This window comes from Romboutsia ilealis, from assembly GCF_900015215.1.
GTDB classification, from domain to species: Bacteria; Bacillota; Clostridia; order Peptostreptococcales; family Peptostreptococcaceae; genus Romboutsia; species Romboutsia ilealis.
The window spans coordinates 2,408,980-2,424,669 of the sequence record NZ_LN555523.1 but is presented as its reverse complement, the minus strand read 5'-3'; the positions used below and the strand labels follow the sequence as shown (position 1 = coordinate 2,424,669).

The 15,690-nt window shown below is 29.1% G+C and carries 15 protein-coding genes; 13 read left to right on the top strand and 2 right to left on the bottom strand.

Going from position 1 to position 15,690, the window contains the following annotated elements:
• Nucleotides 1-112 precede the first annotated feature (112 nt).
• Together CRIB_RS11460 and tnpA are read left to right on the top strand one after the other, a co-directional pair.
• Complete coding sequence (locus CRIB_RS11460; protein ID WP_330404875.1) at nucleotides 113-1,072, top strand: carbohydrate kinase family protein; 960 nt, start codon at nucleotides 113-115, stop codon at nucleotides 1,070-1,072.
• Nucleotides 1,073-1,342: 270 nt separating this feature from the next.
• A complete protein-coding gene (gene tnpA, locus CRIB_RS11455; RefSeq protein WP_180702459.1) occupies nucleotides 1,343-1,816 on the top strand; it encodes an IS200/IS605 family transposase in 474 nt (157 codons plus the stop codon).
• A gap of 123 nt (nucleotides 1,817-1,939) precedes the next feature.
• Here tnpA and CRIB_RS11450 read toward each other — a convergent pair whose 3' ends face one another.
• Entirely contained in the window at nucleotides 1,940-3,169 is a 1,230-nt protein-coding gene (locus CRIB_RS11450) for an aminopeptidase (protein WP_180702458.1), read from the bottom strand.
• A gap of 433 nt (nucleotides 3,170-3,602) precedes the next feature.
• On the opposite strand from CRIB_RS11450, the gene CRIB_RS11445 reads away from it, so the two are divergent.
• The 4 genes from CRIB_RS11445 (at nucleotide 3,603) to carB (ending at nucleotide 9,902) form a co-directional block, all read left to right on the top strand.
• Nucleotides 3,603-4,415 carry a nitroreductase family protein gene (locus CRIB_RS11445; RefSeq protein WP_180702457.1) on the top strand — a complete coding sequence of 271 codons (813 nt, stop codon included), beginning with the start codon at nucleotides 3,603-3,605 and terminating at the stop codon, nucleotides 4,413-4,415.
• Nucleotides 4,416-4,879: 464 nt separating this feature from the next.
• Nucleotides 4,880-5,596 (top strand): orotidine-5'-phosphate decarboxylase, encoded by a 717-nt coding sequence (gene pyrF / locus CRIB_RS11440; protein WP_180702456.1) that lies wholly within the window; start codon nucleotides 4,880-4,882, stop codon nucleotides 5,594-5,596.
• 12 nt (nucleotides 5,597-5,608) lie between these two features.
• Nucleotides 5,609-6,655: a carbamoyl phosphate synthase small subunit gene (locus CRIB_RS11435; protein ID WP_180702455.1), complete on the top strand. Its 1,047-nt coding sequence runs from the start codon at nucleotides 5,609-5,611 to the stop codon at nucleotides 6,653-6,655.
• Nucleotides 6,656-6,695: 40 nt separating this feature from the next.
• On the top strand, nucleotides 6,696-9,902 hold the full coding sequence (gene carB / locus CRIB_RS11430) for a carbamoyl-phosphate synthase large subunit (protein ID WP_180702454.1): 3,207 nt from the start codon (nucleotides 6,696-6,698) through the stop codon (nucleotides 9,900-9,902).
• A 110-nt stretch (nucleotides 9,903-10,012) separates the two neighbouring features.
• Here the strand turns inward: carB and CRIB_RS11425 are convergent, their stop codons facing one another.
• Nucleotides 10,013-10,753: a DUF3298 and DUF4163 domain-containing protein gene (locus CRIB_RS11425; protein WP_180702453.1), complete on the bottom strand. Its 741-nt coding sequence runs from the start codon at nucleotides 10,751-10,753 to the stop codon at nucleotides 10,013-10,015.
• 216 nt (nucleotides 10,754-10,969) lie between these two features.
• Here CRIB_RS11425 and CRIB_RS11420 point away from each other — a divergent pair, with 216 nt between their 5' ends.
• The 7 genes from CRIB_RS11420 (at nucleotide 10,970) to CRIB_RS11390 (ending at nucleotide 15,627) form a co-directional block, all read left to right on the top strand.
• Entirely contained in the window at nucleotides 10,970-11,842 is an 873-nt protein-coding gene (locus CRIB_RS11420; protein ID WP_180702452.1) for a class I SAM-dependent methyltransferase, read from the top strand.
• Nucleotides 11,842-12,507 (top strand): RluA family pseudouridine synthase, encoded by a 666-nt coding sequence (locus tag CRIB_RS11415; protein WP_180702451.1) that lies wholly within the window; start codon nucleotides 11,842-11,844, stop codon nucleotides 12,505-12,507. Before CRIB_RS11420 ends, CRIB_RS11415 begins: the two co-directional genes overlap by 1 nt.
• Before the next feature lie 21 nt (nucleotides 12,508-12,528).
• On the top strand, nucleotides 12,529-13,245 hold the full coding sequence (locus CRIB_RS11410; protein WP_330404874.1) for a peptide arginase family protein: 717 nt from the start codon (nucleotides 12,529-12,531) through the stop codon (nucleotides 13,243-13,245).
• 71 nt (nucleotides 13,246-13,316) lie between these two features.
• Complete coding sequence (locus CRIB_RS11405) at nucleotides 13,317-13,814, top strand: SEC-C metal-binding domain-containing protein (protein WP_180702450.1); 498 nt, start codon at nucleotides 13,317-13,319, stop codon at nucleotides 13,812-13,814.
• A gap of 9 nt (nucleotides 13,815-13,823) precedes the next feature.
• On the top strand, nucleotides 13,824-13,985 hold the full coding sequence (locus tag CRIB_RS11400) for a hypothetical protein (RefSeq protein ID WP_180702449.1): 162 nt from the start codon (nucleotides 13,824-13,826) through the stop codon (nucleotides 13,983-13,985).
• A gap of 372 nt (nucleotides 13,986-14,357) precedes the next feature.
• Nucleotides 14,358-15,218: a sporulation peptidase YabG gene (gene yabG / locus CRIB_RS11395; RefSeq protein WP_180702448.1), complete on the top strand. Its 861-nt coding sequence runs from the start codon at nucleotides 14,358-14,360 to the stop codon at nucleotides 15,216-15,218.
• Between the two features lie 142 nt (nucleotides 15,219-15,360).
• The gene (locus tag CRIB_RS11390; RefSeq protein WP_180702447.1) at nucleotides 15,361-15,627 is read left to right on the top strand and encodes a Veg family protein; all 267 of its coding nucleotides are present in this window, start codon (nucleotides 15,361-15,363) and stop codon (nucleotides 15,625-15,627) included.
• Nucleotides 15,628-15,690 lie beyond the last annotated feature (63 nt).

Here is a 15,690-nt window from a genome sequence, read left to right as displayed (position 1 = left end):
CGAATTTTTTTGTAAAAATATATATAAATAATATTAATGTATAAAATATATAGAAAAAACTAATAAGAATATGATAAAATAGGAAGGTGATTCTTAGGGAGGGTAGACAACGATGATGGAAAATGGACAGCCTTATGCATTAGTTTTTGGAGTATCGGTTTTTGATATTTGTGGTTTTACAGATAGAAATTATAGATGCAATGATTCTAATCCTGGTAAAGTAAAGACTTCTTTTGGAGGCGTTTGTAGAAATATCGCTGAATGTATGGCAAGAGTAGGTGTTAATACTAAATTTATATCTATTCTAGGTGATGATGAAACTGGAAATAGAATGATGGAACATTCTGAAATAATGAAGTACGATATGAGTGAATCTTTAGTAGTTAAGGGTGGGCATACACCTACTTATATGGCTATTTTAGATGAGCAAGGTGAAATGGTATCTGCTGTAGTTGATATGAAGATAATAGATATGTTTACTACAGATTTTATAGATTCAAAATCAGAAATAATAAAAAACTCAGAATATATGATACTAGATTCAGATAGACCTGATATAGTTGAATATATAATAAAAACATTTAGTGGAAATACTAAATTTATATTAGACCCAGTATCAGCTGCTAAAGCAAAAAATATAAAGCATCTAATTAAATATTTCCATACTATAAAGCCGAATAGATATGAAGCTGAAATAATGTGCGGATTTAAAATTAAAGATGATGAAGATTTAAGAAAAGCAGGGAAATATTTTATAGATTTAGGCATAAAAAATGTATTTATAACATTAGATGCAGATGGAATATACTATAATAATGGTATAGAAGAAGGAAAAATAAAAGCCAACGATGTATCTGTAGTTAATGTTACAGGTGCAGGTGATTCTTTTGTTGCAGGTATAGCTAATGGATATATGAATAATAAAAATATAGTAGATACTGTAAAATATGCAATAACTATGTCAACAATAACTATATCTACAGAAGAAACAATACATCCAGATATGTCTCATGAATTAGTTAAAGAATATATGGACAAAATAAACTGGACAAAAGTAAAATATAATAAATAAAAATTTACTATATTGAAGAAATTATGTATAATATAATAAAGCTTATAGATTAATCTGAAATAGGTTAATTCATATAAATTAAAATTTGTCGTCAACATTAAAAAGACTGAAAGTATATACTTTCAGTCTTTTTTCTTGTATTAGGAATACCACAGGTTATACCTGTGGTTCTAAAAAGCTTTTAGCTATGAGTAGAAATAAAAAAACCTCCATAAAATTATAGTAGGTTTGCCGACCAAAACTATAAAATTTAAGGAGGTGTGTCCGATAATGGACAATAATAGTTTAGCACATAGCAAATGGAATTGTAAATATAATATAGTTTTTGCACCAAAGTATAGAAGGCAGATTATTTATGGAAAAATAAAGTCTGATATTGGTGTTATATTAAGAAAACTTTGTGATCATAAAGGTGTTGAGATAAATGAAGCAAATGCATGTAAAGATCATATACACATGCTTGTAAGTATACCACCAAAACTTAGTGTATCTCAATTTATGGGTTATCTGAAAGGAAAAAGTTCACTGATGATATTTGATAGACATGCAAATTTAAAGTATAAATATGGAAATAGACAGTTTTGGTGTAAAGGGTATTATGTTGATACAGTTGGAAGAAATAAAAAGGCAATTGAAGAATATATAAAAAATCAAATACAAGAGGATATAATTCATGAACAAATGAGTTTAAAGGAATATATTGACCCGTTTACGGGTGAGCCAGTAAATAAAGCAAAAAAATAAGCACCTTTAGGTGCAGTTAGTAATAGTATGCGGTTGGCAAACCGTTCAGTGTGCGAGTAGCACAGCCAGAAACAAAGCCTTATAGGCGTAGAGCAAACCACCCGTTTTACGGGTGGTTCTGATTTAAAATGCCCAGTTTCCATCTTTGAATACTTGAACTTCTTCACCTTCATGAGTTATACCTACTATGTTCATATCATTAGAACCTATCATGAAGTCAACGTGAGTTAAACTACTGTTTACTCCGTATTTATCTAAATCATCATCTTTTATATCGTCGCCATTTTTTATACAAGTATTATAAGCAGAGCCTATAGCAAAGTGACAAGATGCATTTTCGTCAAATAAAGTATTAAAGAAAACTATATTTGTATCTGATATAGGAGATCTAAATGGAACTAAAGCAACTTCACCTAAATAATGAGAACCCTCGTCTGTATCAATAAGTTTTCCTAGTGTTTCAGCGCCTTTTTCAGCAGTAAAATCAACTATTTTACCGTCTTTAAAAGTTAAAGAGAAGTCATCTATTATATTACCGCCGTATACTAAAGGCTTAGTACTATGAACTATACCATTAACTTTAAATTTATGAGGCATAGAGAATACTTCTTCGGTTGGTATATTTGCATTAAAATCGATACCGTTAGGGTCTTTAGATGCACCACTTAACCATATATGCCCTTCAGGTAATTCCATAGTTAAGTCAGTCTTAGAAGATTTAAATTTTAAAGTTTGGAAGTTTTTATTATTTAAGAAGTCCATTCTTGATTTTAAATCAGCATTATGCTTTTTCCAAGCATCTACAGGATCTTCGTTATCTACTCTAGTACATTTAAATATAGCATCCCAAAGTTTATCGATAGCTTCATCAGTAGATACGTTAGGGAATACTTTAGTAGCCCAAGCTTCAGTTGGAATTGAAACTATACTCCATTTACATTTATCTGATAAAGTATAAGAACGCCATTCTTTTAAGGCTATACCAGAAGCTTTTTGGAAGTTTGCAACTCTTTGAGGATCAACATCTTTAAGTAAGTCTGGATTTTGAGCATAAACAGTTAAGAAGGCTCCACCTTCCTTTGCTATATCTACATATTGGTCAGATATCCATTTAGGGAATTCATTAAATGTTTCATCTGGAGCATGTAAATATTTTAATAAAGTACACTCCTCATCAGACCATTCTATATGTACGTTTTTAGCACCTGCTTCATAAGCATGCTTAATTACTTTCCTAACAAAAGGAGCACATTCTATTGGAGATCTAACAAGTAAAATTTGGCCTTCTTGTATATTTACGCCAACTTTAACTGCTAATTTTGCATATTTATCTAGATTTTTTTCAAATGACATAATCTAACCTCCTTGATATTGAATTATTAATCATTTTTAAACTTAATTATATTTTAATACATAATAGTTATAAAAATACTTCATAAATAAAAATAAATGGTTATTTTTGTAATAAAACTCTACAGATTCATAGATTAATTAAATCAAATAAAAGTAATACTAATTGAATATCGAATCATTAAATTAATATAATGAATTGTGGTAGTTAATGTTGTTTATTGAAAATACTAGACTTTATAATCTAGTATTTTAACACTTAAAAAGCTATAGGGTTTTTGAATATACGTAATAGATTAATATAATATAAATATATTAATAAGTACTAAAATATTTTTAAATAGTATATTTTATCACAAAATATGTACAAAAAATAAAAAAAGAATTTATAATATATAATATAGACACATAAAGAGATTCAATTAGGAGGAATTAAATGGAGCTATATGATGCCATTTTTTATAGAAAGTCAATTAGAAAATATTCTAATAAAAGGGTAAAAGATAGTTTATTAGAAGAAGTTAAAAATGTATGTTCACAAATTACCTATTTAAATAAAGAATTAAATATAAAAGCTCATGTTATAGATAGAGGTCATTTAGTACGTATTTTAATGGGAAAAAATTGTAAAGTAAAAGCACCTCACTATATAATAGTAACATCTAATAAAGGAAATGATTATTTACAAAATATCGGATATGCTATGGAGGAAGTTGTTTTAAAACTAACAACTTTAGGATTGGCAACATGCTGGTTAGAATGCAACATAAAAAGAGAAGATATTTTAGAATTTGTGGAGTTGTCAGACTTAGATGGAGAACAGAGTGATACAATAGTGGAATTGGAAGAAAAAGAAAATTTAGAACAGCCATATTCAATAATTGCATTTGGTTATCCAGAAGAGAATGAAGGATTGTTTAGAACTAATAAGAATATAGATAGAAAGCGTGTGAATCATATTTGCAAAAGGCTAGATAAAAATTTAGAAAAAATTATAGAACCACTTAGATGGGCACCATCTATGAAAAATTCTCAACCTTGGATATTATATAATAATTTAAATATGATTCATTTATATGAAGAAAAACAAAAGAAAAATCTTAAAGACACAAATAAAATAAGTATGGGTATAGCTCTTAGACATTTTGATATAGCATGTAATAAATTTGGATTAGAAGTTGAGTATTCTAAAATAGATGTTAAAAAAAGATTAGCAAAAGAGTATTATATAACTGCTACTTTAAAATAATAAATAAATTTAACTTTAAAATATATGTTGACATTAAATATTAAAAATGTGATAATTATACACAAAGATAAACTTTAAATTGTCCCAGAGAGGATATTAAGTATATCTTCAAATAATAAAATTATAATCAATAAAATCCTTGAAAGTAGTCCAGAGAGGCTAAAAAGGTTAAATATTTTATATTATTTAAACTTGCATTTTCAACCTCTAACTGGATTAGTTAGAGGTTTTTATATAAAAAATAAAATATAATAAAGTCTTTTAAACTAGTCCAGAGAGGCTGGGAAAGATATCTGTAATAGATAAAATCCTTATACCTCATTTTGGTGTAAGGATTTTTTTGAGCAACGGATATATATGCAGCGGTAGCAAGGATATATCGTTGGCGACATAAAATGCTTCGCCGACACGTCGCTCAAGCGAAGCGAATTTTTATAGGCTTTATTAAAGAAGGAGAGTTTATAATGGTAAATGGAAAAGAAAAATTAATAGTAGCAATAGACACAAATGAATTTGATAAAGCTAAAGAATTGATAGATAAGCTAGAAGATAGTGTAGACATATTTAAAGTAGGGTTAGAGCAATATGTAGCTACAAGGGGAAAAACAGTTGATTATTTAAAAGAAAAAGGTAAGAAAATTTTCTTAGACCTTAAGTTTCACGATATACCAAATACAATGCAAAGTGCAGTAAGAGCAGCAGTAAGAGATAATGTATGGTTAATGACTATACATGTATCAGATATGGAAGGTATGAGACAGTGTGCTCAAGCTGCTAAAGAAGAGGCTGAGAAATTAGGTATAGAAAAACCAATAATAGTAGGGGTTACTGTTTTAACATCTTTAAGCAATCAAGATTTACAAGATATAGGATGTAATATGACAACTGAAGAGCTAGCTATAAAGAGAGCTAAGCTAGCTAAAGAAGCTGGAATAGATGGAATAGTTTGTTCAGCACAAGAAGTAGACAAAATAGTTGAAGCTTGTGGTAAGGATTTTGTTACAGTATGTCCAGGAATAAGACCAACAAATGCTTCTGTAGGAGATCAAAAAAGGGTAGTTACTCCTAAGGATGCTATAAATAAAGGCGCTCATTACTTAGTAGTTGGAAGACCTATAACTAAAGCTGAAAACCCAAGTGAAGCAGCGGTTAATATAGTAAAAGAAATAGAAAATGCATAGGGGGTAGGTCAAATGAAGGGGAAATTAATATTAGAAGATGGAACAATTTTTGAAGGAAAAGCATTTGGATACTTAGGAGATAGTATAGGTGAAGTAGTATTCAATACTTCTATGACAGGATATCAAGAAGTATTAACAGACCCATCATACTATGGTCAAATAGTAACAATGACTTATCCGTTAGTAGGGAATTATGGAATAAATTTAGAAGATATGGAATCAAATAAATCTCACGTAAAAGGGTTTATAGTTAGAGAAAAAAGTAATGATCCAAATAACTTTAGATGTGAGATGGATTTAGATACATACTTGAAGCAAAATAAAGTTATAGGACTTGAAGGCATAGATACAAGAGCATTAACTAAAATACTAAGAAATAATGGAACAATGAAAGGTATAATAACTTTAGAAAATGCTTCTTTAGAAGATGTAAAATCTAAGTTAGAAGCTTTCACAAATACTGAAGCAGTAAGAACTGTAACAAGAAAAGAAATAGAGCATATAAAAGGTGAAGGTGCTAAGGTTGCTGTTATGGATTTTGGAGTTAAGCAGAACATATTAAGATCTTTTGCTAAGAGAAATTGTGATATAACAGTATTCCCAGCAACTACTAAGCCAGAAGAAATTTTAGGAATAAATCCTGATTTAATATTCTTATCAAATGGACCTGGAGATCCAGAAGATTTAGAAGATGTTATAGAAAATATAAACGAATTAATTGGAAAAAAACCTATAGTAGGAATATGTTTAGGACATCAATTATTAGCTTTAACATTAGGTGGAAAAACGTCTAAATTAAAGTTTGGACATAGAGGAGGAAACCATCCAGTTAAAGATTTAGAAGAAAATAAAATATTTATAACATCTCAAAACCACGGTTACTACGTATCTGAAATGCCAGAAAATATGGAAGTAACACATATAAACTTAAATGATAATACTGTAGAAGGAATGAGACATAAAGAGTTGCCTATATACAGTGTTCAATATCATCCAGAAGCTTGTCCAGGACCAAAAGACAACGATTATATATTCGACAAGTTCTTAGAGTTAGTATAGAAAATTATAAAAATCGTTAATTAGATAAGGAGAAAAGATTATGCCTAAAATAGATAGTATAAAAAAGACTTTAGTACTAGGTTCAGGACCTATAATAATAGGGCAAGCAGCAGAATTTGATTACTCTGGAACACAAGCTTGCCAAGCTTTAAAAGAAGAAGGAATAGAAGTTGTATTAGTAAATAGTAACCCAGCTACTATAATGACTGATAAAGAAGTAGCGGATAAAATATATATAGAACCATTAACAATAGAATTCATAGAAAAAATAATAGAAAAAGAAAAACCAGACAGTTTATTAGCAGGAATGGGTGGTCAAACAGGACTTAACTTAGCAGTTGAACTTCACGATGCCGGAATATTAGATAAATATGGAGTTAAGATAATAGGTACTTCAGTAGAGTCTATAAAAAAAGGTGAAGATAGAGATACATTCAGAGAAGTAATGAGACAAATAAACCAACCAGTAGTAGTTAGTGATATAGTAACTAATTTAGAAGATGGTTTAGAATTTGCAGGAAAAATAGGATACCCAGTAGTTGTAAGACCAGCCTATACATTAGGAGGAACTGGAGGAGGTATAGCTGAAACTGTAGAGGAGTTAACAGAAATACTTACTCAAGGATTACAATTAAGTCCAGTTAGTCAAGTATTACTTGAAAAAAGTATAAAAGGTTGGAAAGAAATAGAGTATGAAGTTATAAGAGATGGTAATGGTAACTGTATAACTGTATGTAACATGGAAAACATAGACCCTGTTGGTGTTCATACAGGAGATAGTATAGTTGTAGCACCAAGCCAAACTTTAAGTGATAAAGAATACCAAATGTTAAGAAAAGCTTCTATAGACATAATAAATGCTATAGAAGTTAAGGGTGGGTGTAATGTTCAGATAGCATTAAATCCAGATAGTTTAGAATATGCGATAATAGAAATAAACCCAAGAGTTTCTAGATCTTCAGCTCTTGCATCAAAAGCTACAGGTTACCCAATAGCAAAGGTTGCAGCGAAAATTGCTTTAGGTTATACATTGGATGAAATAGAAAATGCAGTAACTAAGAAAACTTACGCATGCTTTGAGCCAACACTTGATTATGTAGTAGTTAAGATACCAAAGTGGCCATTTGATAAATTCAAGCAAGCAAACAGAAAATTAGGAACTAAAATGATGGCAACAGGAGAGATAATGAGTATAGGAAGCAACTTTGAAGCAGCTATACTTAAAGGTATAAGATCTCTTGAAATAGGAAAATATTCTTTAGTTCATGCTCCTTCTGAAGAAAAGAGTATAGAAGAATTAAAGAAGAGTATAGTAGTTCCGGATGATGAAAGATTATTTGACTTAGCTGAAATGATAAGAAGAGGCTACAAAGTAGAAATGATAGAACAAATCACGGGAGTAGACAAGTGGTTTATAAATAAATTTAAGTGGATAGTAGAGCAAGAAGAAAAGTTAAAGGGAATGAAAATAGAAGATTTAAATAAGGAATATTTATTAGAATTAAAGAAAAAAGGATTCTCTGATAAAGGTATAGCTGACTTAATGAAAATAAGTCCAGAAAGATTATGTGAATTAAGAAAGTTATACAACATACAACCAGCATATAAAATGGTTGATACTTGTGGAGGAGAGTTTGATGCATTATCTCCATACTACTACTCAACTTACGAACAATATGACGAAGTAGAAATAAGTGATAAGAAAAAAGTTGTAGTTTTAGGTTCTGGTCCTATAAGAATAGGTCAAGGTATAGAGTTTGACTATTGTTCAGTTCACTGTGTAAAATCATTAAGAAATATGGGAATAGAAACTATAATAGTAAACAATAACCCAGAAACAGTAAGTACAGACTTTGATACATCAGATAAACTATACTTTGAACCTTTAACAGAAGAAGAAGTATTAAACATAATAGAAAAAGAAAATCCAGATGGAGTAATATTACAATTTGGTGGTCAAACAGCTATAAAGTTAGCTAAGTTCTTACACGAAAAGAATATAAAGATATTAGGAACTGATTTTGAAAATATAGATACTGCTGAAGATAGAGAAAAATTTGAAGAATTATTGGAAAAATTAGATATAAATAGACCAAAAGGAAAAGCTATATGGTCAGTTAAAGAAGGTATAAAAGAAGCTGAAAAGTTAGGCTATCCAGTTTTAGTTAGACCATCTTATGTACTTGGAGGGCAAGGTATGGAAATAACTTACGATGAAGCTAAGTTATCTAAATACTTAGAAAGTGCATTTTTAAGAGACTCTAAAAACCCAGTGCTTATAGACAAGTACTTAACAGGTAGAGAGATAGAAGTTGATGCAATATGTGATGGTAAAGATATATTAATACCAGGTATAATGGAACACTTAGAAAGAGCAGGAGTTCACTCTGGAGATAGTATAACAATGTATCCAAGCCAAAATGTAACAGATGAAATAAAAGCTAAGATACTTGATTACACTAAGAAAATAGCATTAGAACTAAATGTACTTGGAATGGTTAATATACAATTTATAGAATTCCAAAATGAATTATATGTAATAGAAGTTAACCCAAGAGCGAGTAGAACAGTACCATATATAAGTAAGGTAAGTAATGTACCAATAGTAGATTTAGCTACTAAATGTATGTTAGGAGAAAATTTAGCTGATTTAGGATATGGAACGGGAGTATACAAAGAACCTAAATTAGTATCAGTTAAGGTACCAGTATTCTCAATGTCAAAACTTGCTAGAGTTGATGTAAGCTTAGGACCTGAAATGAAATCAACAGGAGAAGTTTTAGGTGTAGGTGAAAACTTAGAAGAAGCTTTATACAAAGGATTTTTAGCAGCAGGAAAGACTATGTCTGATAAGAGAGGTGTAGTGCTAGCTACTATAAATAATTATGATAAAGAAGAATTTATAGAAATAGCAAAAGATATGAAAGAATTAGGATATACATTTGTTGCTACAGAAGGAACAGCTAAAACTCTAAAAGACAATGGAATAGATTCTGATATAGTTAACAGAGTAGAAGAATCAAGACCTAATATATTAGATGCTATAAGAAATAAACAAGTTGATATAGTAATAAATACTCCAACTAAAGGAAATGACTCTACAAGAGATGGATTTAAGATAAGAAGAACGGCAACAGAGTTTTCAACAGAAGTAATGACATCTTTAGATACATTAAAGGCTTTAGTAGAAGTTAAGAAAAAAGAAATAAAAGATGCAGGATTAGAAGTATACAATATAGCTGAATAATAATAAAGGGATAAAGCTGAATGTTTTATCCCTTTATTATTGAGCAACGGATGTATCCGAAGTGGAAACGAGGATATATCGTTGGCGAAATGAGCGAAGCGAATTTTTTATTATCTTCTATAATTTGATCTTAGTCTCATAGATGTATAAATATTTTCAGGAGTACAGTAAAATCTAGGGTTTATATATGGAGCAAATTTCTTATACTCCATTGTAAATCTTGGAATACCAAATTCTTCAGGTGCAATTTCATCTAAGCCAAAATAAATTACTATTCCTTCATCAGTTAAGTAAAAAGCTTGATCTTCGGGAATATCTACAACTGTATCGTTGTAATACAATTCTTTATTTTGATTTATCTTGTAATTAATATAATTACTTATAACTTTTATATAATCAACATTAGGATTAAAGACGCTACCAATAGTAAATTCTCTTCCTGTTAACAAATCAAAGTTATAATTGTTTAATTCATTATATCTAGGACCTTCATTATTAACAAAAGCCATAAGATTAACTATAGTACTTAATATATGATTTTTATTAAAAGTAACTGCATAATTTGTAATAACTTTATATTTTACTTGAGGTTCATTACTTTCAACGTTATTGATATTTACTTGTTTTTCCTCATCTACCAATCCATTTTTAAATGTAAATACATCAGAATTTATAGTTGAGTTTATAGTGTTAAGTACATTTTGATTTACATTAAAATAAGTATTTTTAAAATTAAAAAAAGATGGATATTGGAGTGTGTAAGAAAAAGTTTCTCCTATTCCAGAATCTTCATTAAATTTTATATAGATAGGATTGTATAAGCAGTTGTCATTTCTTTCATAATACTTCATAATAATTCCTCCCCTATTATAAAAAATCAAAAATATAGTGTATTAAATTATGAACATAGTTAACAAGTTTATAATTTAAATTTATTTATAATAATACAATTTTAGAACCTTTAAATAATTAATAACTAGGAATATAAAGTATATAAAATACCGAAAATATTAAGTAATTATATGGTATAATACATAAATTGATAGAATTAATTTAGGAGGAATTGAATGTTATTATTAGCAGATAAATGGAAAGATTATGAGCTTATAGATATGGGTAACGGAGAAAAATTAGAGCGCTGGGGAGATATAGTATTAAGAAGACCAGATCCTCAAGTTATGTGGCCTATACCAAATGAAAGTGGATTATGGAAAAATCCTCATGGACATTATCATAGAAGCAATAGAGGTGGAGGACAGTGGGAACATAAAAAGAAATACCCGGAAAGATGGACAATCAGTTATAAAAACTTAAAGTTTAACATAAGTCCAACAGGATTTAAACATACTGGATTATTCCCAGAACAAGCGGCAAACTGGGATTGGGCAATGGATAAGATAGAAAATGCTAAAAGACCTATAAAAGTATTAAACCTTTTTGCATATACTGGCGGAGCTACAGTAGCTTGTGCAGCGGCAGGAGCAGAAGTATGTCATGTAGATGCATCTAAAGGTATGGTAACTTGGGCGAAGGAAAATTTACATACATCAGGATTAGGAGACAGAAAAGTAAGATTTATAGTTGATGATGTTGTTAAATTTGTTGAGAGAGAGATAAGAAGAGGAAATAGATATGATGCTATAATAATGGACCCACCTTCTTACGGAAGAGGACCAAAAGGTGAGGTTTGGCAAATAGAAGAAAAATTATATGGTTTAGTTGAATTATGTACGAAAGTATTATCTGATGAACCTTTATTCTTCTTAATAAACTCATACACTACTGGATTATCTCCGATAATACTTGAACATATATTAGATGCTACTGTAGCTAAAAAGGCCAAAGGTGGAAAAGTATATGGTGGAGAAATAGGGATACCAACATCTAGAGATGGAAAGGTACTTCCATGTGGTATATTTGGAAGATGGGAGTCTAAATAATGATTAAAGTCATATTTGAAGATAATCATCTTTTAGTTGTAGAAAAGCCTGTAAATATATTATCTCAAGGTGACGATACTAATGATAAAGATATGGTCAACCTACTTAAGCAATATGTAAAAGAAAAGTATAATAAACCAGGTAATGTATATATTGGCTTAGTTCATAGATTAGATAGACCTGTAGGAGGAATTATGGTCTTTGCAAAGACTTCTAAAGCTGCATCTAGGTTATCTGACCAGGTTAGAACTAAAACATTTAAAAAAACTTATAGAGCGGTTATACATGGTGATATGAATAAGAAAGAAGATACTCTTAAAGATTATCTTTATAAGAATAAAAAGACTAACATGGTAAGCGTAGTTAATAAAGATCATAAAGAATCAAAAAATGCAGAGTTAAGTTATAAGACTTTAGATAAAAAAGATGGATTTAGCCTTGTTGAAATAGATTTAAAAACAGGAAGACCTCATCAAATAAGAGTTCAATTTGCAAGTAGAAGGCATCCTTTATTTGGGGATCAAAGATATGGTCAAAATATTAACAAAGTTGGTCAACAAATAGCACTGTGGTCTTATAAATTAGAAATAATACATCCTACAACTAAAGAAAAAATGGAGTTCACATGTGAACCACCAAAGGAATATCCATGGAATTTATTTTAAAAGTAGTTAAGAGGAATTAATATGGATAAATATACAGGATTTTATATAGATAAACCGACTGGAAATAATATATTTTCATATGAGGAAAGAGAAAATAAAAAAATATATGTACCAAAACTTATAGAAGGAAGTCTAGATGATGTTTCAATTGGAGAAGAAATAGTATTCAATGAAATTGATGAAGATATCGAAATAAAAGCTAAAGGGCTTAAGAATATGATTATATATAAGTATCAAGATAAAGATGCATATATATTTGATAATCATAACCATGCATTTTATTTCTGGATAAAAAGTTTGGAAAAAGGAAACTTTACTAAGGGGTGTAAGTTGGTTCACGTAGATCAACACAAAGATACAAGAGAGCCTGAAAATTATGATGTAGATATAGAGAATATAGATGATGTATTTAGATATACAAATGAAGTTTTAAATGTAGGAAGTTTTATAAAGCCAGCGTTAAAACATAATATATTTTCTGATGTAATTATAATAGATAGTTCTTATGGTTTTGATTTAGAAATAGAAGGAGAATTTGTTCTAGATATAGATTTAGATATATTTTCTAAAGATATGGACTATATACCGTATGATTTAAAAGTTTCAAGAATAAAAGATTTAATAAAAAGAGCAAAAGTAATAACAATAGCATCTAGTCCATTTTTTATAAATCAGGAGTATGCTATAAAAGTATTAAAAGAATTATTTAATTATGATATAATAGAAGAGTTAGCTTAACGTATTTATAATAAATACATAATTAATTTTAATATAAAAAATATATTAAATATAACTAGGAGGATAAAGGTATGAGTTTATATACTGAATGGAGAAATTTAAGTGATAATCATGAAAGCCAAGAAGCAGAAGTTAAGTTTTGGGAAGAATACTTAAAAGCAGAAGCTTCAATATACAATGAATTATTAAATAATAAGCAAGAAGTCATAGAAGGTAAAGTTAGTGAATTAGCTGCTAAATACAATGTTTCTGTTGAATACTTCATGGGATTCATAGATGGAATAAGCGAAAGTTTAAAAGAAGATATAACTTTAGAAACTATAGAAGCTGATAGTACTATAAAGTTAGATATAGATTTTGAAAAATTATACTACAACATGGTAGCTGTAGAAGCTCATTGGTTATACAACTTACCAGGTTGGGAAGCTATATTATCAGCTGATAAGAGAAAAGAATTACAAAAAGCATACAAAACTTCTAAGACAGTAGTTAAAGAAGATAAAGTAGGAAGAAATGATGCTTGTCCATGTGGAAGTGGGAAAAAATATAAGAAGTGTTGTGGAAAATAAGGTAAGCCCATGTTTATCTTAAGATTTATTAATGATGATGATGACTTATCAGTAAAGGAGTTCGCATCCTTAACTGATTTAAAAGAGTATATAAATCAAAATAATCTAGAAAAAACTTGGCACCAAATAGAAGAGGTAAAGAAAGTAATACCGAATCTTAAAGAAGAATAAAAAAATAGCTATCTCATTAGAGGTAGCTATTTTTTTACGCTTAAGGATATTATAATACTTAAAAAAATGTGGATAAATTCTGAATGTAAGTAATATCAATAAATTGGTTTTGAGCGTAAAAAAGATTTTGAAATACTTCGCACACGCAGTGGCTCGAGCAACGGACGAAGTCGTTGGCGACATGAAGTGATTCGCCGACACGTCGCTCAAGCGAAGCGAATTTTTTATTTATAATTGAAATAGATATAGATAGATTTCTAGCAATAATTATCAATTTTCTACAATAAAATGTTAAATAATTTAACGTAGAAGGAACAAAAAGAAATTTTTAACATATCATATATTAATACAACTATAGCTAGGAGGGAAGTTATGAAAATTGGTGATATAGTAACTAGAAAATCATACAACAAAGATATAATATTTAGAATAGCTGGATTTAGCGTAGATAATAAAAATGAGAAGATAGCGATTTTAAAAGGTATAGCATTCAGGGTAATTGCTGATGCATATTTAGAAGACCTAGAAGTTGTAAAAGTATCAGATATAAAACAGATATTAATAGATCCTACAGTAGAAAATTTAATATATAAATCAGTTAGAAGTGCACAAGATAGAGAAAAAAAGATGAATAGAGCGGTACCAAAGTTACAAGCAAATCCAAATGTTTATGGTATGCCAGGAAAGGTTTTACAAATAGATGGAGATAAAGAGTATTTAAAAATATGTTTAGATGTATATACTGAGCTTGGTATACCAGCAGTAGGAGTAGCTATACCTGAAGAAAATCAATACAAGGAAGTATTTGGGCTTTTAGAAAAACATAATCCAGATATATTAGTTATAACTGGTCATGATGCTCTTACATCTAGAAAAGGGAATATTACAGATTTAAATAATTATAGGAATTCTTTAAATTTTATTAAAGCTGTTAAGCAAGCGCGCAAATGGGAACCTAATTTAGATAATTTAGTTATATTTGCAGGAGCATGTCAATCAAATTATGAACAATTAATAAGAGCTGGAGCTAATTATGCTAGTTCACCAGGAAGAATAATGATACATGCATTAGATCCAGTATTTGTAGTTGAAAAGATTGCTTGCTCAAGGATAGATACTATAGTTCCTATAGAAGAAGTTATAGAACAAACTGTAACAGGTTTAAAAGGTATAGGAGGTTCTGAAACAAGAGGAAAATTTAGATGGGCTATGCCTAAATCTATGCTATATTAAAAAATAATAATATTACAAATATGGTAAAAAAAAATATTGACTTTTTTATTAAAAATATATAAAATAAATAGTTTAAACATTTGACAAAAATATGCATTTATGATATTATGTAAACATACAAACGTTTAAAGAAGGTGATATTATGGCCACTGTTCAAACTCTAGATAAGATAAGGGAAAGTTTAGAGAGGCATTTAGGTAAAAAAATACTACTTAAAGCTAATAAGGGGAGAAAACAGATTATTACAAAAAAAGGGATTCTAGAAAAAGTCTATCCGAGTGTGTTTGTTGTAAAGCTAGAAAGCGACAATGAAGGATGTTCTAGAGTATCTTATAGCTACTCAGATTTGCTAACATCTAATGTAAAATTGCAAGTATTTAAAAATCAAGATAAATTACATGTAAGTTAAAAATTATACCTATCAAAAATAGGTGTAATTTTTTTTTGTTTTATTAAATATAAATATAGTGTG